The following is a 24,594-nucleotide window of genomic DNA, read 5'->3' as shown; positions in this document are numbered from 1 at the left end:
CCCTATTTACCTGCTAATATAGTTTCTTTCCCTAAAATATCAAAAACTATAATATCATTAGCAATCTTATTAGGTAATGCGTAAGCTACATAACCTTCATGAGTTTGTGCCTTGTCGAACTTCATCCACCCAGTTAATTCTTGTTCAGAAAGGAGCAAGAAGTCTGAAGTGTCTAGTTGTGTCAAGACTTGCACTGGAAGAATATCAGGTGCCCCGATTCCAGCCTCGGTTGCAACTACAGTAAAGTTTGCCAAGATGACCTTATTGTCTCTTTTGACCGTCGACTTTCCCCAAGTGCGCATATCGATAAGCTTCATAAACGGATCATCTGGATCAGCAGGATCCGCTATGATAAGTTTGTTCAACTTTACGGTAACACCATCGGCGTAAGTCCAGGTAGTGCCTACTTCCTTCGGTTTTAAACCCAGCATTGTACCTACATTACTTCCTGTCGCAGCAATCTCAGCAGCACTTGCAGCATACTTATCTACCGGTAATTTCTCACCCTTCTTAGCCGACAAGATACGCTCAATAATCGAAATTGCCTGTGCCCGAGTACTAGTACCATAAGGCGCTAAATCAGTCGTACTAACACCATGAATCAACCCTAATTTAACAGAATCAAGCATTGACCCCTTCAGAGCTTTATCCACACTCCGAGAACTTAACATAGCCATTTCAAAGCGTTGAAGTGGCTCATTATATCTTTCCGGAAATTCCACTGGAATAACACTTAACTCCTTCAGCCTGTTAACATAAGGCACGTACCAATCATTTCCCTCAACCTTTTCTACTTTTTCACCTGCTGCGGAAGATAACATTTTGATAAACTCTGCACGGCTAATTGGTAAATCTGGCTTAAAGCTTCCATCGTCATAACCATCCACGTATTTCTTTTCAACGGCTGTTTGAATGGACAGTTCTGCCCAATGCTGAGATGTGTCCATGAACTTGATTGGACTTTGTGCTGAGGAGTTAATCGCATCATACCCAATGGATGCTGCGCATAGTACCGTACATAAAATAATTGAAAACAACCTTTTTCTCATATTAATAATCCCCTCTTTCTATTGGTCACTCATTACATAAAAAAACCGCCCAGCAATCGCCTAGCACACAGCGACACATGGGCGGTTCTTCCGCACACATTCCATATTCTTCTTGTTTGAAAATACCATAAACTAGTAGTTTTGTAAATCTCTAATTTTAAGATTGTTACTTTTCCGCCTCGTTATCCCCTCCTTGAACTTAAAGTTTTTTTGATAATTGTTGCAAAAGCATTGACATCACAATTGAGAATAGTTATCATTTGAAATAGTAAATGAAAATGAAAATCATTATCAATATAATTTTATTCAGATTGGAGTGAGTGAGAAAGTGGGACTTTTGTTTGAAATGGTTAAAAAAAGTGAAAGTCACCGAGATCAAGAGTGGACATATTCTCAAGAGAATACGAAATCCATGAATTTACAAGAACTATCGACATTATTTGATTTACAAACCGACGAACTTCGTAAGCCAGAATATGAAATCATAACCATTAGGGGGAATTAGGATGAGTAGAATCATTATAGTGTTTGCAAGCATGACGGGTAATACGGAAGAGATGGCTGATGCGATTGCAGAAGGATTGAAAGAGGCTGGCATTGAGCCTGTTGTGAAGAACGTTATCGATACGAATGCTGAGGAGATTACCCACTATGACGGGATCATACTTGGCAGTTACACATGGGGAGACGGAGATTTAGCAGACGACTTCCTGGACTTTTACGATGAGATGGATGACATTCAGTTAGATGGGAAAAAGGCGGCAGTGTTCGGATCATGTGATTCTTCCTATTCCGAATATGGGGCTGCTGTTGATACATTAGTGACGAAGCTGAAGGAACTTGGAGCGGAAGTAACTCTGGAAGGATTAAAGATTGAACTGTCTCCTTCAAAGGATGACAAAGCACTATGCCGACAATTCGGCAAACAGTTCTTGCAATCGTTGGGCGTATAGTCCATCGTATGTAAATTTACAATGAACATACACAATGAGTATAAGTTTGCATTACCGCCGCTACTTGCCGATTACCAACTCGAGAGTTGGATACGTGCTTACTTTTCCGAACATAGCCGCACATCTCCCCCAGACTCGGATTGGAAACAATTAACCCAATATGCGGCCTATCACGCTATTAACGAGTGGTATTCCCTGCATCCTAAATCCAGAACTCAGCGAACGCTGACGGAATGGTTTGATCGACGATGGACCAATAAAGTACATAAGTTCGGTTCGTCAGAGTTTTATGGAGATGTCAAACACATTGTGACCGCTCATCTGTATGGTTTCCTATCTGACACCGGTAGTTCGAAACGCCCCCTTATGCTGTTAGAAATAAGATAAATCCGAGTCAAGCGGAGATGGAACTATTCATCCATATGACAGTCGTATTCTGCTATGAGGCGTTCGGTCAGCTTCCAGAACATCTGAATATATTTCAGTTGATGAGTGGCGAACGACAACGCATATCTACACTGGACTGCGATCTGAGCAAATCGATAGATTATCTTCGACTTGTGAAAGAGGTTTATACGGAAAGCCGCACTTGGTCGTGCTGCGCCACCACATCCAATACTGGACGAATTATCATGTAACAAGTAGGAGGAGCTTCATGGATTCAAATCAGTTATGGCACTCAACCTATGATATGCTTCCGCTCGGCTTTTCAACGTTAGCGACTTCGGATGATGGGATATTATTTGCCGGTACACTCAATTCAGGCGTGTATCAATTCTCCGCCCTTCGCTCGTGGGAACGCGTTTCGCAAGGTTTCCCTGAAGAAATTCAGATCAATCGACTTGATTGGGTAGATGCACAATTATTCGCGTCTACAAACCGTGGGCTGTATCGATTGGATGATGATGTTTGGCAAGCAACGTCATTACGCGCCCCCTGCTATCGCATACTAAGTTGGGGAGATCAGTTAGTATTAGCGGGTAATGGATTGATGTGAGGAAGTAATGGGAATTGGCTGCCGTTCGCTTACCCTGGGAAGAAAGCATTCGATCTAATGGTCACACCGCATTTTCTTTTTCTTGGCTACGAAGAAGGCATCGCCTACTATGATGTGTTTATGAGCGAATGGTGGAGTGTCCCCATGGATCAGCCGATTAAGAGCTTGGCGGTATACAACCAGATGGTTCTGGGAACAACAACCGATGGCGGTCTGGTACTTGGGAATAAAAATGGCGGTTTTCAACAAATACGGTTTGAAGGCATGTTCATCTATCGCTTGGTACCCAATAACGGAGATGTCTACGCGTGCGCGAACACAGGTATTTATAAAATATCTGATTTACAGGGGCGCATCATTCTTCGCTCTATGAATATACAAGCGTCCGTGACGGACCTTTTGATATGCAACAATATGATGTTTATTTCCACGTTGAACTCAGGTATTCGGTATAGTACGTTGAGTAGATCAGGTTTTCAAAGCAATTTGTAATTCCAATTATATAGGGCCTGTGAGCCTGCCTGTTTCTTATTTGAAACGGCAGATCACAGGCTCTTGTCATATGTGTGCTAGATTTAGAATAAGTAGTAATAGAGAAGAAAAGGAGGACCGCTTGTATGCTAACTTTAAAATCATGGACAAGTTTTTTTAATAGGGAATCGCCCGATATTTATACAACCGTTAAAGTCCGTGCACCTCGCGATTTTTTTAATCGGGCAGAAGTTTTTATTGAAGATATCCAATACACAACAAATGAAGAACTGACTGGTATGAACATAACGTTCCTCGTAAAACTATTATTTGATAATTTTCTTGATCACGTACGCCAAGATAAAGATTTGTACGATTACTTGTTGGACTTGAGAGAAACCTACAGTCATTTTTTAAGTACGAATACTCGCGTTCTAAGTAACAATCTGCGAGATATAAATAGAGTTGCGAAGTTTCAATGGAGTTTGTCTAACGTGTCTAGTATGACCGGTGCAAGAGATTATTTGACCCTTAACATAGACATCCATCCAAGAGAAGTCAACCGAATAGCCGTATTTTTCGATGATTGGGATTGTAAGTACGAGATTCCATTGGATATGGACCTGAATGAGCTTTTGTCGTTGCTCTTTATTGAATTCATCACAGAACTAAGGAACGGACTTGCTGAGGAGACCAAAAAGGAGATTATTGCATCCATCTTAAAGAAATGGGAAGGGCGTTAGCAAGATTCAAAATAAAACACGCACAACCCTTTCGTACAATCCGGGACTGTGCGTGCTATTCGTTATCAACTTTATGTGGCATTCTGCAAAGCAAGAAGTTCATCTTTACTCAACTCTCTCACTTGACCCAATTCTAAACTTGGATCTAACGCAAGTGGCCCCATCGAAATTCGTTTCAAGTATACGACTTTTTTGCCTACGGCTTGAAACATCCGTTTCACTTGATGGAATTTGCCCTCCATGATCGTTAGCTCGATTTCTGAGGGCTCATCTTCAGTCTCTTTACCGGTCTTCAAAATTCTCAAAATACCCGGAAGCGTTTCATAGCCATCGTCCAATGTAACCCCTTGGGAGAATGCTTCGCGGTCTGATTCGTTTACCTCCCACTCCACTTTCGCGAAGTAGGTTTTGGGTACATGTTTACGTGGAGAAAGAAGATTATGGGCCAATTTCCCATCGTTCGTTAGCAAAAGGAAGCCTTCTGTATCCTTGTCCAGGCGTCCAACAGGGAAAACCTCGAATGGCGCATATGCCTTATCCAAAAGATCCACAACCGTGCGGTCGCGATTGTCTTCTGTGGCAGAGACGACCCCCTGCGGTTTATTCATCATGAGGTAAACGAATTCACGGTACAACACCGATTCGCCGTTTACAGTGATGATATCGGTATCGGGGTTCACCTGCATACCGCTGTCTTTGACTTTCATACCGTTGACGTAAATCGCGCCTTCTTTGGCGAGGCGTTTGAGTTCAGAGCGTGTGCCGATGCCCACATGGGCGAGTATTTTATCGAGCCTTTGTGTTTGTTTCATGACCGATTAGGTCCACCTCCAGCCGGGCGGGTATTCGTTCTTCAGCATCCCGTCGTGCCATTTGCCCCAACCGACGGGATGGTCTTCAATGCAGACCAGGCAGTAGCCTTTGGCTGCCTTGGTCACTTCCAGGTCGCGGATGATCTCGCTCTCCGCGACTTCGAGCGTCTCGCCCTTCAAGTATCGAAGGGCTCGCTCGTCGCTCGAAGTCAAGCTCAGCGCTCGCTTGGCTTCGCGCATGCGCAGTCCCATGGCTAGCGCATGGGACGGTTCGAATCGGCCGCGGTGCAGCGAGCCGATGTACCAGCCCGGCCGCACGACTTTCAGTCCGTGCAGCTCGGGCAAACCTGCCGGCGACGCATACGCGTGCTCGCCGTAACACACGAGCCGCTCGGCGGCGAAGGGCTCGCTGCGCAGCAGCTCGCTCGAGAACGCCTCCAGCGGCTCCAAGCTCACAGCCGCGCGAGTCGACGTCTCCGCGCGCCCCTTCCGCAGCGCCTCACGGCCGCTGCGCTTCCCCTTTGCCGACACAACGTCGGATTCAAAAGATTCTACGACGGCTTCCACATCCGAATCCCGCCGCAACACAGCAACAAAGTGCCCCTCGCCCCGCAAACGATGCGGCCAAAGCCGAGCAGTCCCAGCTACAGCCTCCCGAGCGCGGTCAGAAAACTCCTCCTCACACCAAGGCGCCCGCAGCCAATCTGGCCTTCCAGCACCAAAACCCTCTACCGGAACCACATCAAACGCCGAATGCTTGTCCAAAAACTCTGCGATCTGCGCTTCATTCTCCTCCGGAGAAAACGTGCAGGTCGAATATACAATCATTCCACCGGGCGCAAGCATTTGGGCAGCCTGACCCAGCAGCTCTCTCTGCATGCTAGCAAATTCCTGAACAGAATGACGCTCCCACTGCTGCATCATCTCTTCTTCTTTGCGGAACATCCCTTCACCCGAACAAGGCGCATCTATTAATATTTTATCAAAATAACCATGGAAGACCTTTAACATCCGCTCCGGCTTTTCATTCAAAACGATAGCGTTTCTAACACCCAAAAGCTCAAGGTTTTTCACTAGTGCCTTCACACGATCTGAATGAATGTCATTAACAACAAGAACCCCTTCGCCTTGAAGCTTAGCGGCTATTTGCGTTGATTTCCCGCCAGGTGCAGCACATAAATCGAGTACACGCTCCCCTGGGCGTACTTGCAGCAATTCAACAGGCGCCATTGCGCTTGGCTCTTGAATATAGTAAAGCCCAGCATGATAATATGGATGCTTCCCCGGACGCTCACCTTCTTCATAATAAAATCCCTCAGAAGCCCAAGGGACTGTACTCAGCGCAAATGGACTTTTCGCCAGAAATTCCGCCTTTTCCACCTTTACCGTGTTCACCCTTAATCCAAACGTTCTCGGTTGGTCATACGATTCCAGAAATTGCTCAAATTCATTTTCACCCAATAAATCAATCATCTTTTTTCTAAAAAGGGCAGGCAGCTGCTTCGTCATCCGGACATCTTCTCTTTCATCTTTTAATATCGGTATTATATCTAACTTGTCACCAAACAGCCAATTATTTTCAAAATACCGACAGGATATGCTATACTTTTTATAGAAGATAGTAGAAAGTAAACATTATAAAGAGGTGCATACATTGAAGAAGCTGCTTATTTATCTAGGCATTGTTCTTGTTTTATTTGGAGGCTTATATTTCGTTAATCAGCAGTCTACCAAATCTTCAGACAAAGCTAATGCAGGCAATCCATATGGCGTTGCCGCATCCAAATTAAATCCGGAAACAGTGAAACAATTAACGGATCCGAACTACCAGAATCTCATTCTACCGAAGGATTTGGATCAAAGACTGAAGAACAAAGAAACATTTTTCCAATATTATTACGCTTCGACCTGTCCACATTGTAAAGTAACGACCCCAGTTCTTGTTCCGATACAAAAAGAGCTAGGTATTGATGTTAAACAGTTCAACTTGGAGGAATTCAAGGATGGCTGGCAGAAATATAAAATCGAATCCACACCTACACTCGTCTACTACAAAAATGGTGTAGAAGTCGAGCGCATTGTTGGCGGTGTTCCTGAAGCAGGCTCAACCGCGGGCAACACTCCTGAAACTTTCAAAGCCTTTTTCCAAAAGTATAAAGGTTAATCCTACGATAAAAAGCAGCGGAGATTCCGCTGCTTTTTCTATTCACCTAACGTTTTCGTGTTTTTCGAAAAATAGCCAAAACGAGTAATAACAGAGGGATGACAAACCCAAATGTCCCTGAATAGAAGACCCATATTTTAGACGCAAATTCAATGAAATAAGCCGCGTTAGGGTAAGCAATGACCGAAAGAACGACTAATATCATGCCCAAAGGTAGATAAAGCTGCCGAACATCCTTAAGATTAAATACTTCACCAAAAGTCATCGTAGCTGCATAGAAGCATAACGAAAGCTTAAAGTAGATGGTAATAAACCAGATTCCTGCCATGAACACCTCTAGACGTTCAAGGATGGAACCAATACTAATTTTTTTGGCTAGACTATAGCTCGGATACATTTGAACGGCTGTCAAATCATCTCCTAATACGAGAATGGATAAGAGCGATATAAGAATTAACATAACTCCACCAATGGAAACCCCAACAAGGAATGCCTTCCCCAGTTTTTTCGTTTGATTTACGATAGGAATAATCATTAAGAAGAGAACCAGTTCCATATAAGGAGTTCCAATAAGTGGAACCGCTGCACGTACGATAGGTTTCATTCCGTAGCCGAGAACGGGCTTCAAATAGTCCACTTGCATTTCGGAGGGTAGAAGAATGCACATAAGGAAGTAAAAAATTAATACCCATGGCAGGAAAATTTCCGAAGTCCGAGTGAATGTCTCAAGCCCATTTCGAATACCAAGAATGATGACGCCTAAGAAGAAGATATGAGTGAATTGCAGTGGCGTATCCACCAATACCTGTGTTGAGATAAAATCCCCAAGATTGCGAAGAACGAGTGCCGCAAGAATGAAAAAAAAGCAAAAGTAAAGTAAGGACACCGCTTTTCCCAACCACTTCCCCAGGAGTTCCTCGCTATAAGCAACCAATGTTTGTTGGGGGAAGCGTTTTCCAAGTGCTTGATACAAGATAACTAGCAATAAACCGACAAGTAGACCCAGAACTGCGGCAATCCATGCATCCTGCTTAGCCTCATAAGCAAGTCCCGAGGGAGCTATGAGAATGGAGCTGCCAACTGTAAACAGGATGGTAAGTATGGTAAATTGATGGACGCCAATTTTACCTTTCTCGATCATTGGATACACCTCTACTTTAGGATACCAAAAACAAATTCGCTGACAGGTTTATAGAAGTAGGTAATCAGGTCAAGTGGGTTAGGAAGTTTAACTCTAAGACTTAACAGGATACTGAGAATGGTTCCTGCAAACAGGAGAGAAAAGAAAATCCAGCTTTCTAAGACTAGCTTTTTACGTATTAGAGCAGGTGCTTCAATTAGAGCGATGATGGAAGCAATGATCATGTTCAAGAGAATCATCAACACTCGAACTATTCCTCCCCTGACCGCTCGATGATCGAATTATTCGTTGTTCCCAAACCACGAATGTGAACATCGGTGTCGATATTTACTTTTAACTTGGAGAATTCGTCCTCCCAATCCGATTTTACTTTCAACCAGGTCTTAGGAGAGGCATCTTCTATGGCATCCCCAAAGCCGAAAATATCAGCTTTGTTCTGTTTAGCTTTTTTAATTGCAGAAGTCATAGTCTGTTTTAGCTTTGTTTCGGTGATTTCTTCTAATTCATGGATGGAGTTAGGATCCAACAAATCGATCTGGCAATGAACTTCACTTATATTTTCCTCCATGAATAAGCGTATGTTAATTTCAGGCTTGCCGTTTACAACATGACCTTTAACTTTTGTATTTGTTCGGATGATTTCAATCGATAATGTTTCACCTTGGGGACAGGTGAGATGCCCCATTGTACTTTTTACGTTTCCCATGATGTAATTAAATCCTTTACTTTCTTCTTCGTTTAGCCAGTCGACCAGCTTATCCTTCTTAAATAGAGCAATTCCTGAATACTCCAAATAAGAGGTAGGCGTCGTTTTTGATAAATTAGTTTTCGACTTTCCTTTCTGCACTTCTCCTTGAATCCGAATTCCAGTCAGTACCGGATTTCTTGTAGGTTCAGCAAGGCTGGATATAAACCTATCCAGTTCAACGCTAACGGTTGGTGCCCACGCTTTTTCAGACGACTCTAATGTCTTAAACATTTTATTAGCTGGAATTCTTTCTATTGGGGTCAAAATTTGAAGAACACTGGCAGCCGTCGTGTCTCTAGCAACAATAATATAGAAATCAGATCGGATTTCATGGTCTCTAGCGAGGCCATCCAAAACCTTGGAAACACCTTCACGTGCAAGCTCTTCACCAATCACGAGAATACGTAAATGAGAACCGAATATTTTCCGGGGTATCAATGTCGTCAACTTTCTTGCTGCTTCTAGTGTTGAAACACCCGTCGCTGAAAAGGTTGTAATTGAAGTACTATAGCCACTCCCTTTTTTAGCTGCGACTTCGCTCGGATTCACAATTTGTGCTGTAACTAGATAATCTTTCCCACTTTTATCTATTCCTACACCAACCGTGATGGCCAGATCATTTAATTCATGTCGATCCCAACATCCGGAGAGCACGACGCCAAGTAAGATAAGTGTACAAAGAATACGACCTAATCTATTCATCAGGCAGAGCCCTCCTCCCTTTTACTTCTGTGTTGGTTTCGTTGTTGGGGGATTATTTTCCCGAATGTTATTTTTTTGACTGATGAAACGTGGTCTAGAAAATAGTCCCCATTGAGGGAGTCTAAGAATGGTATCTTTCTGGTCATCAAGGACAAAAGGCGCCATAGGAGCCATATACGGCACCCCAAATGAGCGCAAGCTGCATAAATGTTGGACCATCGCGATTAAGCCAACGGTGATCCCGAATAAACCAAACGTTGCGGCAAAAATCATCAGAATAAACCGAATGATGCGGATTGGAATGCCCATGCTAAAAGCCGGGATTACAAAGTTGGAAATAGCCGTAATGGCAACAACAATTACCATTGCCGGTGAGACTAGCCCAGCATCCACAGCACCCTGCCCAATAACCAAGGCACCTACGATAGATACAGCTTGGCCTACTGTTTTGGGGAGACGGACACCAGCTTCGCGCAAGATTTCAAAGGTAACTTCCATAAGAAGTGCCTCAACAAAAGCCGGAAATGGTATGCCTTCTCGCTGCGCGGCTAAGTTGAACAGGAGTGAGCTGGGCAATAGCTCTTGATGAAATGTTGTAATGGCGATATAGAACGAAGGAGCCATCAAAGAGATAAAGAAGCATATATATCGCAATATGCGGATAAGTGTGGCAAATTCAGACCGTTGGTAATAATCTTCAGCGGATTGGAAAAACTGGATGAACAGTGCTGGTGCCTCAAGCACGAAGGGGGTTCCATCTACCAGGATGGCCACGCGACCCTCAAGCAATCCTGACGCGATTACATCGGGGCGTTCTGTATTGTACAGTGTTGGAAATGGCGTGAAGGTTTCATCCTGTATAAGTTCCTCGATATTGCCGCTTTCCAGGATCCCATCTATATCAATCCGTGTAAGTCTGCTACGTATCTCTTCGACAATTTTGTCGTTTACGATTCCATTTATGTACATAATGGACACTGTGGTTTGAGTGACTCTGCCAATCACCATGGTTTCTAACCATAAATTGGGACTCTTAATTCGTTTGCGAATGAGGGATATATTCGTGCCGATCGATTCCGTGAATCCATCACGAGGACCTCTTACTACGGATTGCGTTGAAGGCTCTTCCACAGAACGCATATCTCCGCCAGCTGTATTCACAGAAAGTGCAAGTGCATAGCCATCGATTAGAATAACCGTCTCACCAGATAACATATTCTGGCACAATACTTGAAAATCTTCGATCGTTTTGACTTCCCCACAGGCATGAATGCTGTTCCTAATCAAATCTGGTGAATCATAGAAACCGGTATTTATGGCTTCGATGAGCTGGGCTGAACCTGTAAGTAGAGCATTCGTCACTTCTTGAAAAAATGATTTATTAACCAATTGATCTAAGTATACATAGCCAATCTTATTGGTATTTTCGGCATCCAGGCATAACTCCCCAGTTACTATATCAGAGCTATGTCCAAAAATCGTTTTGATCTGAGCGATGTTCAGTCTAATATCAATATAGAGGCTTTGCGGCAAAATGGCCTGTTCCAACTTTGGCTCCCGCTCCTGTGAAAGGGGGAGAGTGCTTTTCTTTCTGTTAAATAGTTGATGTAGCGTTTTCGTCCAAGATTTCATGAGCTCGCCACCACCAAATTCATAGGAATAACTATGTCTTATGGAAAAGTTTTCCCACTTCCCGTAAATTTATGTATGAAAGCCCGGGTAACTCACTCCAAGCAAAAAAGGACTTCTTACACCTCAAGGTGGGAAGTCCTTTCTCTAATATCGCCTCAAAAACTCAACTACTCGCACTGGTATAATGGCGTAAAGCGATCTTCCATAAAGCCCTCGTCAATCCGAAACAAACCATCGCAATCCCAACACTCCAAACGACTTCCCATCCACTGATTCGACCAATGAGCGCTGAAGCTGGGAATGTCGTTATGAAAGCAATCGGAAATATATAGGTTAATGTGAATCGTAATAATCCTTTATAGACCGAAACTGGAAACCGTGCCGTTTCAAAAAATGAACTAAATAAATAGGACAAGTTATCTACTTTAACAGCCCAGAAAGAGAACATCATCATGCCCATCCAAAACGAATAGACCACAACCAACGATGCAAGGAAAACAATGACAAAGCGAATAAGCTCCACAACACTAGGAACAGCGTTCAGCTCCCAGAGTGCGTAAGCCGTTAAGCCAAAGCCAAGAATAATATCGGCTAATCGCCAGAAAACTAGATGTCTAAAACTAATGTAAAATTGGCTGTCAACTGGCTTCGTCAGGATGAAATCCAAAGTCCCTTTACGGATATGACTGACGAGACGAGACATATTCGGCTGAAGGATAAACTCAATAAATCCATGTACAGCATTGAAAATACCTAGAAGCACCAACACCTCATAGAAACCCCAACCGCCAATCTCCTGTGTTCGATAAAAGTATAATTGAACTGTCAAGATCGCCATGAAGAGCCAAAATACCGTGGATAGGAGATTAGCGGCAAAATTAGCTCTATACTCGAACTCTTCGACTAAACATGCCCTCATAAACTCTCTAAATAGTCGTATGTACTTGATCACTGTCGCACCGCCCTTCCTCATCCGCCCACAGCGCCGTACTTCTTCATGCCTTGTCTCCACATCAACCGAAACGTTACAAGAAGGATAATTAACCAAGTAAGCTGTATCGCAAAGTTCTGAATGATCGATGATGAGCCAAGCTCAAGCTTGCCTGTTAGCAGCTCAACTGGAAACCCAACAGTTCCATAGAAAGGAAGCCATGCTGCCATTTTTTCAACCCAAGAAGGAAACATACTCAGTGGAGCTAATCGTCCAGCAAGAAACAAATGAACACCCTCATATAAACTATAAATCGCAGTCGCCCTATTCGTCCAAAAAGCCATCAGACCAAACTCGAAACCGATTAGAAAGCGGATTGCTGAGGAAAGTACGATAGCGAAGAAAGAGAGTACAATTATTTCCAAGGAAATAGTCAACCTGAGCATAGGGACAAATGCAGCAGCTATCGCCCATGCGGGTATTAGCAAAACAGCAAAAAACAGCTTATACACGAGGTTTTGAGAGATACTCCAGTGAACCGGATGGAAGGGGCGTACGATCTTAGTTGAGAGCGACCCGTCCTGAATGCTGGCATCCAGCTCCCACACATCCCATGAACTCGTTAATCGATCTACAATCAGTACTCCCAAGAAATACACCATATAATCATGAGCTGTATAGCCACCAATGGAATTGTTATCACTTATCGAGAGCCAAACAGCCATACTGACCAGAGGTTGAATGAATGCTCCTATCATCCAAATAAGCGATTCACTCCGATAGGCAAACATAACAGCCCATTCAACTCGAATCAGCATGCGATATTTTTGCCAAAATAAAGCTAACGCCTTCATGATCCTTAACTTCCCCCTTCGGTCCCCGCTTCAAAGGCTTGTGCGATCACCGATTCCATGGAAGGATCTTCAATGGTCAAATCCAATACCGTCAAATGGGTTAATAATCGGGCTGAAAGCTCAGAAACTTGCTCTCTCGGTACGTCTATTTCCACATTTGGAAACGCATAATGAAATAACGTCCCTAACCCTTGGGTTACATCGATTAGCTCTGATTCCTTTACTCGCTCAGCCAATTGAAGACGAATACGCTTATTAGGCGCATACTTGTCAACCAGTTGCGAAATAGCACCATCGTATAGGAGTCGACCTTTTCCAATTACCAGCACTCGCTCACATAACGCCGTAACATCCGCCATATAATGACTTGTCAGTAAAATGGTCGCCTTATATTTACGGCTGTAATCCTGAATGAATCGGCGCATCACTTCCTGCATATTCACATCGAGGCCAATCGTCGGCTCATCTAGAAATACAATACGCGGGCGATGAAGCAGCGCCGCTGCCAGCTCACACTTCATCCTCTCCCCCAGCGAAAGCTGTCTAACCGGTTTGCGGATAACTTCTTCCAACTGGAGCAGCTGCACCAAGTCTCCTAAGGTTTCTTCATATTCCCGATCAGGTATCTCATAGATGACTTTATTAACGAGAAACGTTTCCGCTGCGGGTATGTCCCAGATAAGCTGACTTTTCTGTCCCATGACTAGTGAAATTTGTTTCTTAAACTCTTTTTTTTGTTGAAAAGGAACAAAACCGCCCACATTCACTTCACCACCTGAAGGATGCAGCAGTCCAGTTAATACTTTCATTGTAGTCGTCTTACCAGCCCCATTCGGACCAAGAAAAGCCACAATTTCACCTTCAGGTATGGAAAAGGAAACATCGTCCACAGCTTTAACTGTGCGGAACTTGCGGTGAAACAAGCTTTTCAAAGATGCCATGAATCCAGGCTCACGCTCATGTACTTGATAATATTTACTCAGCTGACGAACCTCAATCATGGCCTTCCTCCTCTTCATGCCCAGGGGGGTTCAGCTTCAATTTCGCAAGAAGTTCAACCAGCTCATCATCTAGGATGTGAATGTCCAAATCATAGGGGGTAAACGGCTCATTCTCGATTTGCTGCAGCTTAGTTAAATACGTCCCACTGTCTCGGATCAATTTTTCCAAATCAATGCCGAGCGTATGTGCAGGGTATGGCGCTAGCTTATCCAGTCCTGCGCTAAAGAGTTTGATGGAACCGCTTACGTTTCCATTCGCATGATGATAAAGGCCCACTGCAACTTGCAGTAGACCTTGGTATAAGGGGCTTCGGCCTTCCTCCAGCCAAAGCTCCTCCATCACTTCATGACATTCGAAATAGTCTCTCTGATCATTGAAATAGTATAAGTAAGCCACATATAAACGATCATAGGTACTCATAGATCAGTTATTGTCTCCTTTTTTAGCTCTGGCGATTGCAGCCTCAATATCGGACGACAGATCACTCAAACCTTCTTCCGTCTCCCATATCTCGTTAAATCTCAGCTGAAATTGAGCGGCTTCCCGAACTCTATGATAGAAATAAAGCTCCTGAATGTTATTGAGTACGATATTTACCAAATTCGAGTTATCCTCAAACATCTTCTGAGACGCAACAATCTCACCACGAATGCTGGACATTTCCTGATCCAACAGATAAGCAGCCTCGGCTGCTTTACTAAGGCGTGCTCTAACCTCAGATGGCAATTGTTCTTTATATTTATAATTCAAAGAATGCTCGATCGTCGCCCAGAAATTCATAGCGAGCGTCCGAATTTGCACCTCAGCTAATATTCGTTTCATACCCAAAGCGGTTTGAACGGGATATTCAATAATAATATGAAAGCTGCGATAGCCACTCGGTTTCTTATTGGCAATATAATCTTTTTCGTAGACTACATTCATATCCTGTCTGCTGCGAATCAGCTCGGCCAAACGATCAATGTCTTCTACAAACTGACACATAATCCGAATCCCCGCGATATCCTCGATACCGGACTCTAATTGATCCATCGGGACACTCAAACGTTTCGCTTTCTCCAGTACACTTGATATCTTTTTGACACGTCCCGTTACGAATTCAATAGGTGCATACTCTTCTCTGCTCTTGAGTTCGCCACGCAGTGTCTTGAATTTTACTTTTAGCTCCTCCACCGCTTGTTCATAAGGCAGGAGAAATTTCTTCCAATCTCGTCCATCCATCCTTTTATCCTCCATTCTGAATGAAGTCAGTGCTGATCTGCGCCGATTGCCTGGGAAATATGGGTATACCCGTCTCTCCTCAGCAAATCTTGAAGACCTTTATTCAAGCTTGTAAGCATCCCGGGTCCTTCATAAATAAAGCCCGTATACACTTCAACTAAACTTGCTCCTGCCCGTATTTTGTCATAGGCATCTTGCGCTGTAAATATCCCTCCGGAACCAATGATCGGCAGTTTACCTTCCGTCAGTTGATAGACACGTCTAATGACTTCCGTTGTTCGCTGTGTAAGAGGCTTTCCGCTAAGTCCACCTGCTTGCTCGCGATTTGGGTGTACTAGCCCTTGTCTGCTGAGCGTTGTGTTCGTGGCGATTATCCCAGAAATACCGCTATCTTTAATCGTATGCACAGTTAATTCAAGCTCTTCATCCGTGAGATCTGGCGCAATTTTAACCAAAACAGGTTTACCCGAATGACCATTCTTCTTCTCTTGAAGCTGCATTTCCGTTGTAACTGCATCAAGCAATCGCTTCAAATCGTTCCCATGCTGTAAATTACGCAAATCCGGTGTATTTGGTGAGCTAATATTCACAACAAAGAAATCACCATATGTATATAACTCCCGAATGCAAGCTCGATAATCCTCTTCGGCCTGTTCATTCGGTGTCGTCTTATTTTTACCTATGTTAATAGCTACGGGGATGTCACGTTTACCTGTCTTCATCAGGTTTTTTGCCATCTCGTCTGTACCTACATTATTAAAGCCCATTCGGTTGATAAGCGCCTTGTCTTCCGGAAGACGAAATAGCCGCGGCAGCTCATTGCCCGGTTGTGGCTTTGGTGTAATTGTGCCTACTTCCATGAAACCAAAGCCTAGTTGTGAGAATCCCTTAACAGCCTTGGCATTTTTATCTAAACCAGCTGCCAGACCTATTGGATTTGCGAATTGTAGTCCCCATAATTGTTGGGCCAAGAGGGGTGAAGAGGGCACTCCATACATGGATTTAAGTAATTGCTTCCCACCTGGTAAGCTCCCTAAAGCACTTAGCCCGTCAATCGTAAGATGATGCGCCTTCTCCGGATCCATTCGGAACAAGATTGGTTTTCCTAACTTCTTATACAGCATGTCCTATGCACTCCGTTCTCTAATGACTCTAACAGTCAGTTTAGCTGACAACGTACAAATATGCAATCCACTGAAAGGCATTTCGCCTCTATTTCAAACAAAAAATCCCTGCTCCATGAAGGTTGCAAGGGAATCCAGATTAGCTATTTAACAACCTATGCTTCGGTACGTTGTAGCAGTCGTTCCAGATGCATCGTCAAGTAACCCGTTTCATCATCAGGCACTTCTAATTGAAGAGAATCACTCAGCATGAGAGATAACACCTTCGCCTTCACATAGGTGTCTCCATACTCCTCTTTAATCTTTTCAAGCAGCGAGTTCTGGAGTGTCTTTTTTTGTTTGACCCGTTCAATGACACCTTTTAAATGACTAATAAACCGCAGCGTTGAGAATGAATCATCGAAATTAAAGCCCAATTCTTTGGCAGACTCGATCGTTTGCGATACGACTCTAACTACCGCTAAGGAATCAGAAGCTTGCTCTTTTTTACGTGCGCCATTGAAATGCATGGCCAAGAAGGCAACCTCATCTTCCGGCAATTTCACATCCAAATGATCATTGAGAAAATCTACGGATTTCTTGGCTACTTTGTATTCCTCAGGATACATATACCCAATTTCATAAGCGAATGGATTCGTGATGAAAATGCCTCGTTTTTGTCGTTCGACAGCAAAGTTAATATGATCGACCAGCGAGGCGTGAATCGTTTCGGAGAAGTCGCCCTCGAGCATGCTTTGCGCATAAGCGATGACTTCCTCCGTAATCCCGATAATTTTCAAATCAACCGCATTCAGAATTTGTTCGTAGTTTTTAAGAACTTCGGATGTATGCAGGAGAAATTCTTGTGTGATTTCTCCTTCGCTAATGAGCATTCCTGGCGTTTTTTTGAATCCAATTCCTTTACCGAAAGCAATTGAATTTTTCCCTGATGTCAAATGTGCCATCACCACATTATGGGACAGTACATGAATGATCGTCCGTTCAATCATAAGACACCTCCGCGTTCTTAGGCTTGTCCTGATTTGTCTTTTTGCTGGTGAAGCAAGGGTTTAATACTTTCTCTAATTTGTTCCGATTCCGTACCAAAAACAACGTGTACGTTTCCTTTACCAAGTCTGATAACCCCTATAGCACCAAGGTCTTTAAGCTCGCTGTCCATAACTAAATTTTCTTCACTCACCAAGAGGCGTAGTCGTGTAATGCAAGCATCGATCGAGATAATGTTAGAAGGTCCGCCAATATGCCTTAGAATGCTGGTTGGACGGTCTTCTTTCGTTTCGATGACCTCCGTGGGATCTTCTGTTTCAAGCTGAACAGCTTCGTCCTGACCGGCCACTTTGAATGGGAAGAAATGAAGATAGGTCCGAAATACAACATAATAAAGGAAGAAGTACCCTATCCCAACAAGGATAATCCAATATGGATTCGTAGATTGATGCCAGCTAAGAACGAAATCAATAAATCCGGCTGAGAAACCGAATCCCATTTTCACCTGAAGCATATTCATTATCACCATGGAAAAGCCAGTTAAGACGGCATGTATCAGATATAAGCCTGGTGCTAAGAACATAAAAGCAAACTCAATTGGCTCTGTTATGCCTGTTAGGAAGCTGGTTAATGCTGCACTAAGCATCACAGGAACAACAAACTGACGGTTAGAAGATGAGCTTTTAATTAAAGCTAAGGCTGCAGCAGGAAGCCCAAACATAATCACGGGATAATAACCTGTCATGAATAGTCCCGCTTCTGGATCTCCAGCAAAAAATCGTGAGATATCGCCATGCAGCATTTTACCCGTTGGCGTGATATAATCTCCGATTTGAAACCAAGCTATATTATTAATAATATGATGCAAACCCGTTGGGATCAGAAGCCGGTTCATCATTCCGTAGATGAATACGCCAATGTTCCCATTATCAACGATCCATAACCCGATAACACTTATACCCCTTTGAATTGGAGGCCATATGAAACCCATCAACACCCCTAGAAAAACCATGACCAAAGATGTAATTAACGGAACGAATCGTTTGCCACCGAAAAATCCGAGCGCCTTGGGCAGCCGGGTATGTTGGAACCTGTTAAAGAACGTGGCAGATAGCATGCCAACGAGCATACCGCCTAGAACACCCATATCCAGCCGTTCCGCAGAGTCAGTCCCCACTTGAAAATGCTTTAAGACATTGTCGAACACTAGATAGCCAACCGCAGCAGCAAGTGCCGCTATCCCGTCTCCGGACGTTAGTCCAATGGCTATACCAATTGCAAATATGAATGGTAAATTATCAAAAATCGCACTTCCACCTAGCTCAAAAATCTGAGCTACCTGCATAAGAAATGGATCACTAAACGTCATTTTTCCAATACGTAAAAGAATGGATGCCGCCGGCAGCACCGCAATCGGAATCATCAATGAACGTCCTATTTTCTGCAATATATACATTGCTCTCATGTCATGTTCCCCTATAAAAGCCTACAAGTTTGGCCGTTTCTTGTTTGCTCTTGCCTATCCCAATTATAGTAGAAAGAACACCCTCCCGAAAGGATAAAATCCTCTAGGATAAGGTGTTTTTTCTATGCAACCGAGTATACAGTTATTTCACAGCACCTGCAGTAATTCCACTTGCAATTTGACGTTGAAAGATCATATACACAATCAACGTTGGAAGTGTCGTTATTAGCAGGCCTGCGAATAACGGTCCCCACTCAACTCGATACTGCATCTCTGCCTGCATAACAGCAAGACCGATTGGAAGCGTGTACTTGGTTGGTTCATTGGTCAAGACAACCCCTAGGAAGTACTCGTTCCAGTTATTCAGCATGTTTGTAATCATCACCGTGATTAAACCCGGTTGAGACAAAGGCAGCATAACACGGAAGAACGTACCGTAATGGGAGGTCCCGTCAATAATCGCCGCTTCTTCAATTTCTTTTGGTAGGGATTTGTAGAAACCTACAAGCAAGAAAATTCCAAAAGGAAGATTGAGTGCCGCATAGACCAGAATTAATCCTAACCACGTATTGATTAAGTGCAAATCATTCAATAAGAAGAACAATGGAATCAATGCAAGCGCGAACGGTATCATCATGGACGAGATGTAGATCGTAAGGAGGATTTTGTTCCCTTTAAAATCATACCTAGCTAGGATATAGGCTGTCATTGCAGCAAGAATCATGCCCAGAAGGGTACTTCCAACCGTCACAACAATGGAGTTCATGAAATAGGTGCTAAAATTATATTTGCTCCAAACATAGGAGAAATTTGACCAAAGCAGCGGGAATTTAGGCAATGCCCATGGGGCATTTAAGAAAAATTGCTCATTATTTTTGAGCGCATCGAGCAGTGTCCAAATCAATGGATACAGGACGGCGACGCTCCAAATAAGAAGAATGATCCAGACAAACATTTTGGCTAACGGGTTTTTGATGATCATACGATGGTTCCCCTCCTTCAGTATCCTTTTCTTGGATTAACTTAATGCATTTCGATTGTTTCTTGGCGCATAATACGCTGCAGAACAAGGGTAGTAATCAGTGAAACGATTAGGATCATGACACCGATGGCTGCTCCATAACCGAAATGATATTGTTGAAAAGCCATCCGATACAGATAAGATCCCATAACTTGGGTCGTATTATCAGGCTGTCCGCCGTTTGTCATTAATTGAACAATTACGAATGATCCATTGAGTGTTGTAATGACAATATTAACAATGGAAACCTTAATTTGCTCCCAGATGAGCGGCATGGTAATGTTGCGGAATTGCGACCATTGACCCGCTCCGTCTATATTAGCTGCTTCATAGTAGGAAGCAGGAATATTCACGATTGCAGCAATCATCAAGATCATATAGAAGCCGATACCAGCCCAAATCGTTGGGGGTAATAGCATCCAGATCGTATGCTGTGGAAATCCTAACCAAGTAATATCAACTTTATTTCCTGTGAATAGTGATAAGAACGCATTCAGGAATCCAATTTGCGGATTGTAGATGAAGTTCCAGAGCACACCAATAACAACAACGGAGATCACATTCGGGATAAAAAATATGGCGCGGAAGAAGCCTGAGCCTCTCAGCTTGAAACGAGTTAATGCAACAGCGAAGAACGTCGCCAGAATCATAATGCCAATGACTTTACCTACAACTAAAAAATAATCATTCCCGATGGCTCTAAGTACAATTGGATCCTTAAATAATTCGACGAAATTATCAAAACCAATAAACGTGCTATTCTCAGACATTCCTGACCAATCATAGAATGACTTCTGCAAAGCCTGTATAACAGGGTAGATCGTAAACACACAGAAGAAAAGAAAAGTCGGAATGATGAATGAAGCGATGAACAAATTCCGTTTCCGCATTTTCGAGTTGGTCTTCATTCTATCCTCACCGTCCTATCATTAAAATGGCGGAGAACTCCTAAGGCTAATGCCTTCCTAGTTCTCCGCACTGCTTCATTCAGTTCCTATTTCTTTTGTTTCGCTACGACATCAGATACACGTTTTACCCACTCTTCAGGAGTAATTGTACCAATCGTCAATGCCACTGTTGCATCTTGCATCGCTTTGTCAACATCAGCCGCGAAGGAGACTGTTGGCACAACAACTGTTTCAGGAGATGACAAGAATTTCGCCGCATCTTTAACAAAGTTAGGTGCTTTGGATGATGAGATGTCACCTTTTACGTTAGAAGGAGCACCGCTCAACTCAGCCCACTGGGAAGCTTGTGTTTTAGAGAATACAAATTGCATAAACGCTTTTGCTGCATCTTTGTTTTTCGCTTTTTTCGCGATTGCAAAAGTAGAAGTGGATGTATTTGCTACAACTTTTCCACCTTTATCTTGTGTGATGGAAGGAATGAATCCGAAATCAAAAGATGCTGGAACGTCTTTGGCCATTTCGTTTGGCAGCCATAGACCGTTCGGGATAAAAGCATCTTTGTGCTGCAGGAACAAGGATTGGGAATCCGTGTGGTTGATTTGTACGGAAGCTTTGTCGATGTAACCTTTGTCACGAAGCTGAACGATTTTATTCAGACCTTTAATGATAGCTGGGTTTTTCCAAGCTTCTAGATTATTAGTAGACATGTCTTGCAGCAATTTGTAGTCATTATTATTAGCAGATACGATAGCTGGAAGCAAAACGCCACCGTTGATGTAGTATGGATATTTACCCGTGTGGATGAAAGGATTAATTCCAGCACCTTTAATTTTCTCACTTACCGCTAAGAATTCTTCGAAATCTTTTGGCTCTGCCCAACCTTTATCTTTGAACAGGGCTTTATCGTAGAAAATACCCCATGAGCTCATTACGAAAGGAACGTTGTAGATTTTGCCATCAAACTCTTGTGGTTTTTGAGCAAGCAAATCAATGATTTTATCACCGTCAACGTTTTTAGCATCTTTGATCCACTCAGTCAAATCTTCAAGCTGTCCGTCTGTAACCATTTGGCGATCGAACAATTCAGGTCCGTCGATATATACGAAATCAGGTGGGGTACCAGCGATCCAACGGGGTTTCATTTGTTCGTTGATTTTTGGTCCCGCACTTTCTTTAATTTTCAAATCAGGGTTTGCTGCTTGGAATTCAGCAATAACTTTTTTCCACCATTTGTCGCCATAACCGCCAACAAAGTACTGAATTTCAAAATCACCGGTTAATTTTTTGGGACCAGCAGCGGTTGGAGCCGCTGAAGCAGCTGTAGTCGGCGCTGCCGATGCAGCTGGTTTCGTTGTTTCAACTGGTGTAGATTTACCACAGCCTGCTGCTACAAGTACCATGGATGCAGCCAAGCCCATTGTTGACCATTTTTTCATATTCATGTGTTCATCTTCTCCCTTTTTTAATAAGTCTGATGGTTATTTATGAAGTAGCGTAGTCCTAAATTTAACTTTCCTTGTAGTTTGCGCTACCAACCCCCTTCAGGATTCATCATTTTTGGCAAAAATAAAAAGGGCATAGTTATAGAAGAAGACTTACATTCTTCAATAACTAATGCCCTTACGGTAACATGTTATTAAAACTGACATATTTAATTAATTTTAATGTTTCGTGTGACTAAATCTTACAATAAAATGACATGGTCGTCAATACTTGATTTTAAAATCATTTTTACATTCATATTCTATGATCGACCCTACTTATGCTATGATAGAACCATATTCTTTAATCCCTAAGGAAAAGGTGATTCCTATGTCCAAACGTAAACCGATCATGTCCACTCGTAGAGCCAAAGAAGAAGTTAATAAGAAAGCGATCATTTGGACAGGATCCATTTTGCTTGTTGTCATCATTACAATGACGTTATTGATCATTTTGGACAAATGATTAGGAAAGAAGTGATTGAAATCATCACATTTTGAATTGTAATCGCTTTCCCCATCGTTGTCAAGAGTAAAACTTTGGAATGCATAATACAACATAACAAAACCGTCCGAAGTATATTCAGACGGTTTTGTTATGTTTCCACTGAGTTAATCAAGCCATTTATATTTCTTATTAGGATTATTGTCATTGGTCTGCAATGGAAGACCAAAGGATTGATCTGGCTTCCCTCCCCCAGCTCCGAGTCCCGGGCTTCCGCCGCCATTACCATCCGAATTTGAAGAAGGTGGTAATACCCCTTTACCAATCGTCACCTTCGTTTCATGAGTCACCATGTTATAGAGCTCTTCAACGTCCGCTTGCTGCATGCGAACGCAGCCATGTGACTCATCTTTCCCGATGCTGGAAGGCTTATTCGTACCATGAATCGCATAAAGTGTATCCGATAAAGTCATTCCTCGACTGCCAAACTCTCCATTCGATTTGCCATTCGGATTGCGCACCTTTTCACTAATGAAGAACTCACCTTGCGGCGTTTTCTCGCCTCCTAAGCCAACTGGATAGCTTCGGATGATGAAATCACCACTAACGAGAGCCAAACGATGTGTATCGGTATCAATCACAATCCTAAGCGGTTCCAACAGTGGGTCTGCGGAAGCTTTCGGTTGCAAACTAGATGTCGCGGCCTGTTCTTTGAGCTCTTGTTTCGGCTGCTCGGTTTTATCCGCCGTTTGTATCGGATTCTGCGCTTTCCCCGTTTTTCCGCTTTCGTTAACCTTACTTACAACTTGAGGGAACGCCTCCTGCATCTCAGGAGAGAGTCCTGGTAAGAGATTATTGGGGTAAGGTTTCGTAAGCTGTTCAGGTTTTTCTGGCAGCGTTCCCGTCTTTTTTTGGTAGGCCTGGATTGCGCTTTGTAAGACAATTGCTTGCTCACGCTCATGCATCCAATTGGCTATGACGGGAACAAGCGCGGAGCTATCTGCGACCTCACAGGAACAAGTCTGAGACTGGTAATACTTTAATGCTGCTGAACCCCCGCCTCCCCCTTTACTCTCAACGCTGATCAAAGGCTTCACCGACCTGTTCCACTCGTTCCATTTACCATCTGCACTTCGGGGAGCTTCCATGATGACAGATTCCCCAGCTTCTGATCCCGAAGATTTCAGTACTTGCTGCAGCTTCTTACCCCAATCCCCGTTAGAGAAATAGAGCTTTAATCCAGAGGGCCCCTCCTGTTTAGGAGGTGTCGGCGCAATCACTGCCGCTTGAGCTGCAGCAACAGTCTCATTCGGGATGTCCCCCATATCATTCTTCGCTAAATCCATTGCAGCGGGAACAGCTAGCAGGAGTAGAATGACCATTAACGGCATCCATTTCCCTTTACCACTGGACTTACTTTTAACAGATGTCACGGTAGTGCCTTTATGTAAGGCTGAAGAAGGTGAAGTAGGTAAAGGACCTTCTATCGTTATTTTCTGACGTTCGAAAGCCTCATAGATCTCCCCAGACTGCGCGAAACAATACGCCGCCTTGCCTTCCTTTCCTTGTGCTGCGTATTCTCTGCCTAATAAGTACCAAGCCATTTTATGATCAGGATGTTCTTTGACATATTTTTTGAGATAAAGAGGATCTTCGATCGGATTATGTTGGAAAAATCGTTCCAACTGATCAATTCGATTCTTGTCCTTCAATCTAGAAAACCTCCTATCGACTACTTTGTAA

The 24,594-nt window shown here is 43.3% G+C and carries 27 protein-coding genes; 8 read left to right on the top strand and 19 right to left on the bottom strand.

The window, feature by feature from the left end; all coding sequences use genetic code 11:
- Positions 1 to 2 precede the first annotated feature (2 nt).
- Positions 3 to 1,049: an S-layer homology domain-containing protein gene (locus AC58UU_RS02080; protein WP_497312505.1), complete on the bottom strand. Its 1,047-nt coding sequence runs from the start codon at positions 1,047 to 1,049 to the stop codon at positions 3 to 5.
- Between the two features lie 506 nt (positions 1,050 to 1,555).
- Here AC58UU_RS02080 and AC58UU_RS02075 point away from each other — a divergent pair.
- From AC58UU_RS02075 to AC58UU_RS02050, 6 genes are all read left to right on the top strand, one after another.
- Positions 1,556 to 2,002, top strand: a complete 447-nt coding sequence (locus tag AC58UU_RS02075; RefSeq protein ID WP_497312503.1) for a flavodoxin — start codon at positions 1,556 to 1,558, stop codon at positions 2,000 to 2,002.
- Positions 2,003 to 2,023: 21 nt separating this feature from the next.
- The gene (locus AC58UU_RS02070) at positions 2,024 to 2,389 is read left to right on the top strand and encodes a hypothetical protein (RefSeq protein WP_497312501.1); all 366 of its coding nucleotides are present in this window, start codon (positions 2,024 to 2,026) and stop codon (positions 2,387 to 2,389) included.
- A 35-nt stretch (positions 2,390 to 2,424) separates the two neighbouring features.
- Complete coding sequence (locus AC58UU_RS02065; RefSeq protein WP_497312499.1) at positions 2,425 to 2,640, top strand: hypothetical protein; 216 nt, start codon at positions 2,425 to 2,427, stop codon at positions 2,638 to 2,640.
- A gap of 17 nt (positions 2,641 to 2,657) precedes the next feature.
- The gene (locus tag AC58UU_RS02060) at positions 2,658 to 2,999 is read left to right on the top strand and encodes a beta propeller repeat protein (RefSeq protein ID WP_497312497.1); all 342 of its coding nucleotides are present in this window, start codon (positions 2,658 to 2,660) and stop codon (positions 2,997 to 2,999) included.
- Positions 3,000 to 3,056: 57 nt separating this feature from the next.
- Positions 3,057 to 3,491 (top strand): hypothetical protein, encoded by a 435-nt coding sequence (locus AC58UU_RS02055; RefSeq protein WP_497312495.1) that lies wholly within the window; start codon positions 3,057 to 3,059, stop codon positions 3,489 to 3,491.
- 125 nt (positions 3,492 to 3,616) lie between these two features.
- Entirely contained in the window at positions 3,617 to 4,213 is a 597-nt protein-coding gene (locus AC58UU_RS02050) for a hypothetical protein (RefSeq protein ID WP_497312494.1), read from the top strand.
- 71 nt (positions 4,214 to 4,284) lie between these two features.
- Here AC58UU_RS02050 and AC58UU_RS02045 read toward each other — a convergent pair whose 3' ends face one another.
- Both AC58UU_RS02045 and AC58UU_RS02040 read right to left on the bottom strand, forming a co-directional pair.
- Positions 4,285 to 5,025 carry a pseudouridine synthase gene (locus AC58UU_RS02045; protein ID WP_497312492.1) on the bottom strand — a complete coding sequence of 247 codons (741 nt, stop codon included), beginning with the start codon at positions 5,023 to 5,025 and terminating at the stop codon, positions 4,285 to 4,287.
- 6 nt (positions 5,026 to 5,031) lie between these two features.
- A complete protein-coding gene (locus tag AC58UU_RS02040) occupies positions 5,032 to 6,534 on the bottom strand; it encodes an RsmB/NOP family class I SAM-dependent RNA methyltransferase (RefSeq protein WP_497312490.1) in 1,503 nt (500 codons plus the stop codon).
- Positions 6,535 to 6,679: 145 nt separating this feature from the next.
- Between AC58UU_RS02040 and AC58UU_RS02035 the strand changes: the two genes are divergently transcribed.
- Positions 6,680 to 7,189, top strand: a complete 510-nt coding sequence (locus AC58UU_RS02035) for a thioredoxin family protein (protein ID WP_497312488.1) — start codon at positions 6,680 to 6,682, stop codon at positions 7,187 to 7,189.
- A 46-nt stretch (positions 7,190 to 7,235) separates the two neighbouring features.
- Here the strand turns inward: AC58UU_RS02035 and AC58UU_RS02030 are convergent, their stop codons facing one another.
- The 15 genes from AC58UU_RS02030 to AC58UU_RS01960 all read right to left on the bottom strand — a co-directional run bounded on the left by AC58UU_RS02030 (position 7,236) and on the right by AC58UU_RS01960 (position 22,367).
- On the bottom strand, positions 7,236 to 8,330 hold the full coding sequence (locus AC58UU_RS02030; protein ID WP_497312486.1) for a GerAB/ArcD/ProY family transporter: 1,095 nt from the start codon (positions 8,328 to 8,330) through the stop codon (positions 7,236 to 7,238).
- Positions 8,331 to 8,341: 11 nt separating this feature from the next.
- Positions 8,342 to 8,569: a hypothetical protein gene (locus AC58UU_RS02025; RefSeq protein WP_497313134.1), complete on the bottom strand. Its 228-nt coding sequence runs from the start codon at positions 8,567 to 8,569 to the stop codon at positions 8,342 to 8,344.
- A gap of 11 nt (positions 8,570 to 8,580) precedes the next feature.
- Complete coding sequence (locus tag AC58UU_RS02020) at positions 8,581 to 9,780, bottom strand: Ger(x)C family spore germination protein (protein ID WP_497312484.1); 1,200 nt, start codon at positions 9,778 to 9,780, stop codon at positions 8,581 to 8,583.
- Between the two features lie 21 nt (positions 9,781 to 9,801).
- Entirely contained in the window at positions 9,802 to 11,412 is a 1,611-nt protein-coding gene (locus AC58UU_RS02015; RefSeq protein WP_497312483.1) for a spore germination protein, read from the bottom strand.
- A gap of 163 nt (positions 11,413 to 11,575) precedes the next feature.
- Complete coding sequence (locus AC58UU_RS02010; protein WP_497312481.1) at positions 11,576 to 12,385, bottom strand: ABC transporter permease; 810 nt, start codon at positions 12,383 to 12,385, stop codon at positions 11,576 to 11,578.
- Positions 12,382 to 13,197 carry an ABC transporter permease gene (locus AC58UU_RS02005; RefSeq protein WP_497312479.1) on the bottom strand — a complete coding sequence of 272 codons (816 nt, stop codon included), beginning with the start codon at positions 13,195 to 13,197 and terminating at the stop codon, positions 12,382 to 12,384. Before AC58UU_RS02005 ends, AC58UU_RS02010 begins: the two co-directional genes overlap by 4 nt.
- A gap of 5 nt (positions 13,198 to 13,202) precedes the next feature.
- Positions 13,203 to 14,198 (bottom strand): ABC transporter ATP-binding protein, encoded by a 996-nt coding sequence (locus tag AC58UU_RS02000; protein WP_497312477.1) that lies wholly within the window; start codon positions 14,196 to 14,198, stop codon positions 13,203 to 13,205.
- Complete coding sequence (locus tag AC58UU_RS01995) at positions 14,191 to 14,619, bottom strand: DUF309 domain-containing protein (protein ID WP_497312475.1); 429 nt, start codon at positions 14,617 to 14,619, stop codon at positions 14,191 to 14,193. The genes AC58UU_RS02000 and AC58UU_RS01995 overlap by 8 nt, the downstream gene beginning before the upstream one ends.
- A gap of 3 nt (positions 14,620 to 14,622) precedes the next feature.
- Complete coding sequence (gene yjbM / locus AC58UU_RS01990) at positions 14,623 to 15,420, bottom strand: GTP diphosphokinase (RefSeq protein ID WP_497312473.1); 798 nt, start codon at positions 15,418 to 15,420, stop codon at positions 14,623 to 14,625.
- A 26-nt stretch (positions 15,421 to 15,446) separates the two neighbouring features.
- Complete coding sequence (locus tag AC58UU_RS01985; RefSeq protein WP_497312471.1) at positions 15,447 to 16,544, bottom strand: quinone-dependent dihydroorotate dehydrogenase; 1,098 nt, start codon at positions 16,542 to 16,544, stop codon at positions 15,447 to 15,449.
- A gap of 155 nt (positions 16,545 to 16,699) precedes the next feature.
- Positions 16,700 to 17,533, bottom strand: coding sequence for a PRD domain-containing protein (locus tag AC58UU_RS01980; RefSeq protein ID WP_171640358.1), 834 nt, complete (start codon positions 17,531 to 17,533; stop codon positions 16,700 to 16,702).
- Between the two features lie 17 nt (positions 17,534 to 17,550).
- Complete coding sequence (locus AC58UU_RS01975) at positions 17,551 to 18,996, bottom strand: PTS transporter subunit EIIC (protein ID WP_497312468.1); 1,446 nt, start codon at positions 18,994 to 18,996, stop codon at positions 17,551 to 17,553.
- A gap of 142 nt (positions 18,997 to 19,138) precedes the next feature.
- Positions 19,139 to 19,978, bottom strand: a complete 840-nt coding sequence (locus tag AC58UU_RS01970) for a carbohydrate ABC transporter permease (RefSeq protein ID WP_171640356.1) — start codon at positions 19,976 to 19,978, stop codon at positions 19,139 to 19,141.
- A gap of 41 nt (positions 19,979 to 20,019) precedes the next feature.
- Positions 20,020 to 20,907: a carbohydrate ABC transporter permease gene (locus AC58UU_RS01965; protein WP_497312466.1), complete on the bottom strand. Its 888-nt coding sequence runs from the start codon at positions 20,905 to 20,907 to the stop codon at positions 20,020 to 20,022.
- Positions 20,908 to 21,011: 104 nt separating this feature from the next.
- Complete coding sequence (locus AC58UU_RS01960) at positions 21,012 to 22,367, bottom strand: ABC transporter substrate-binding protein (protein ID WP_497312464.1); 1,356 nt, start codon at positions 22,365 to 22,367, stop codon at positions 21,012 to 21,014.
- A gap of 370 nt (positions 22,368 to 22,737) precedes the next feature.
- Between AC58UU_RS01960 and AC58UU_RS01955 the strand changes: the two genes are divergently transcribed.
- Positions 22,738 to 22,872 (top strand): hypothetical protein, encoded by a 135-nt coding sequence (locus AC58UU_RS01955; RefSeq protein ID WP_497312462.1) that lies wholly within the window; start codon positions 22,738 to 22,740, stop codon positions 22,870 to 22,872.
- A gap of 146 nt (positions 22,873 to 23,018) precedes the next feature.
- Here the strand turns inward: AC58UU_RS01955 and AC58UU_RS01950 are convergent, their stop codons facing one another.
- Positions 23,019 to 24,455 (bottom strand): L,D-transpeptidase, encoded by a 1,437-nt coding sequence (locus AC58UU_RS01950; RefSeq protein ID WP_497313132.1) that lies wholly within the window; start codon positions 24,453 to 24,455, stop codon positions 23,019 to 23,021.
- Positions 24,456 to 24,594: the final 139 nt, after the last annotated feature.

Source organism: Paenibacillus sp. JT22N1, from assembly GCF_059692155.1.
This window is presented reverse-complemented; position numbering and strand designations above follow the sequence as displayed.

Excerpts from the sequence above, each read along its gene's own strand:
- AC58UU_RS02050 (WP_497312494.1), top strand. The coding sequence starts at position 3,617 with ATGCTAACTTTAAAATCATGGACAAGTTTTTTTAATAGGGAATCGCCC.
- yjbM (WP_497312473.1), bottom strand. The coding sequence starts at position 15,420 with ATGGATGGACGAGATTGGAAGAAATTTCTCCTGCCTTATGAACAAGCG.
- AC58UU_RS02070 (WP_497312501.1), top strand. The coding sequence starts at position 2,024 with ATGAACATACACAATGAGTATAAGTTTGCATTACCGCCGCTACTTGCC.
- AC58UU_RS02045 (WP_497312492.1), bottom strand. The coding sequence starts at position 5,025 with ATGAAACAAACACAAAGGCTCGATAAAATACTCGCCCATGTGGGCATC.
- AC58UU_RS01950 (WP_497313132.1), bottom strand. The coding sequence starts at position 24,455 with ATGGCTTGGTACTTATTAGGCAGAGAATACGCAGCACAAGGAAAGGAA.
- AC58UU_RS01965 (WP_497312466.1), bottom strand. The coding sequence starts at position 20,907 with ATGCGGAAACGGAATTTGTTCATCGCTTCATTCATCATTCCGACTTTT.
- AC58UU_RS02080 (WP_497312505.1), bottom strand. The coding sequence starts at position 1,049 with ATGAGAAAAAGGTTGTTTTCAATTATTTTATGTACGGTACTATGCGCA.
- AC58UU_RS02015 (WP_497312483.1), bottom strand. The coding sequence starts at position 11,412 with ATGAAATCTTGGACGAAAACGCTACATCAACTATTTAACAGAAAGAAA.
- AC58UU_RS02020 (WP_497312484.1), bottom strand. The coding sequence starts at position 9,780 with ATGAATAGATTAGGTCGTATTCTTTGTACACTTATCTTACTTGGCGTC.
- AC58UU_RS01980 (WP_171640358.1), bottom strand. The coding sequence starts at position 17,533 with ATGATTGAACGGACGATCATTCATGTACTGTCCCATAATGTGGTGATG.
- AC58UU_RS02040 (WP_497312490.1), bottom strand. The coding sequence starts at position 6,534 with ATGACGAAGCAGCTGCCTGCCCTTTTTAGAAAAAAGATGATTGATTTA.
- AC58UU_RS01985 (WP_497312471.1), bottom strand. The coding sequence starts at position 16,544 with ATGCTGTATAAGAAGTTAGGAAAACCAATCTTGTTCCGAATGGATCCG.
- AC58UU_RS02025 (WP_497313134.1), bottom strand. The coding sequence starts at position 8,569 with ATGATTCTCTTGAACATGATCATTGCTTCCATCATCGCTCTAATTGAA.
- AC58UU_RS02005 (WP_497312479.1), bottom strand. The coding sequence starts at position 13,197 with ATGAAGGCGTTAGCTTTATTTTGGCAAAAATATCGCATGCTGATTCGA.
- AC58UU_RS01970 (WP_171640356.1), bottom strand. The coding sequence starts at position 19,978 with ATGATCATCAAAAACCCGTTAGCCAAAATGTTTGTCTGGATCATTCTT.
- AC58UU_RS02065 (WP_497312499.1), top strand. The coding sequence starts at position 2,425 with ATGACAGTCGTATTCTGCTATGAGGCGTTCGGTCAGCTTCCAGAACAT.
- AC58UU_RS02055 (WP_497312495.1), top strand. The coding sequence starts at position 3,057 with ATGGTCACACCGCATTTTCTTTTTCTTGGCTACGAAGAAGGCATCGCC.
- AC58UU_RS01955 (WP_497312462.1), top strand. The coding sequence starts at position 22,738 with ATGTCCAAACGTAAACCGATCATGTCCACTCGTAGAGCCAAAGAAGAA.
- AC58UU_RS02000 (WP_497312477.1), bottom strand. The coding sequence starts at position 14,198 with ATGATTGAGGTTCGTCAGCTGAGTAAATATTATCAAGTACATGAGCGT.
- AC58UU_RS01975 (WP_497312468.1), bottom strand. The coding sequence starts at position 18,996 with ATGAGAGCAATGTATATATTGCAGAAAATAGGACGTTCATTGATGATT.
- AC58UU_RS02010 (WP_497312481.1), bottom strand. The coding sequence starts at position 12,385 with ATGAGGAAGGGCGGTGCGACAGTGATCAAGTACATACGACTATTTAGA.
- AC58UU_RS02075 (WP_497312503.1), top strand. The coding sequence starts at position 1,556 with ATGAGTAGAATCATTATAGTGTTTGCAAGCATGACGGGTAATACGGAA.
- AC58UU_RS02030 (WP_497312486.1), bottom strand. The coding sequence starts at position 8,330 with ATGATCGAGAAAGGTAAAATTGGCGTCCATCAATTTACCATACTTACC.
- AC58UU_RS01960 (WP_497312464.1), bottom strand. The coding sequence starts at position 22,367 with ATGAATATGAAAAAATGGTCAACAATGGGCTTGGCTGCATCCATGGTA.
- AC58UU_RS02060 (WP_497312497.1), top strand. The coding sequence starts at position 2,658 with ATGGATTCAAATCAGTTATGGCACTCAACCTATGATATGCTTCCGCTC.
- AC58UU_RS01995 (WP_497312475.1), bottom strand. The coding sequence starts at position 14,619 with ATGAGTACCTATGATCGTTTATATGTGGCTTACTTATACTATTTCAAT.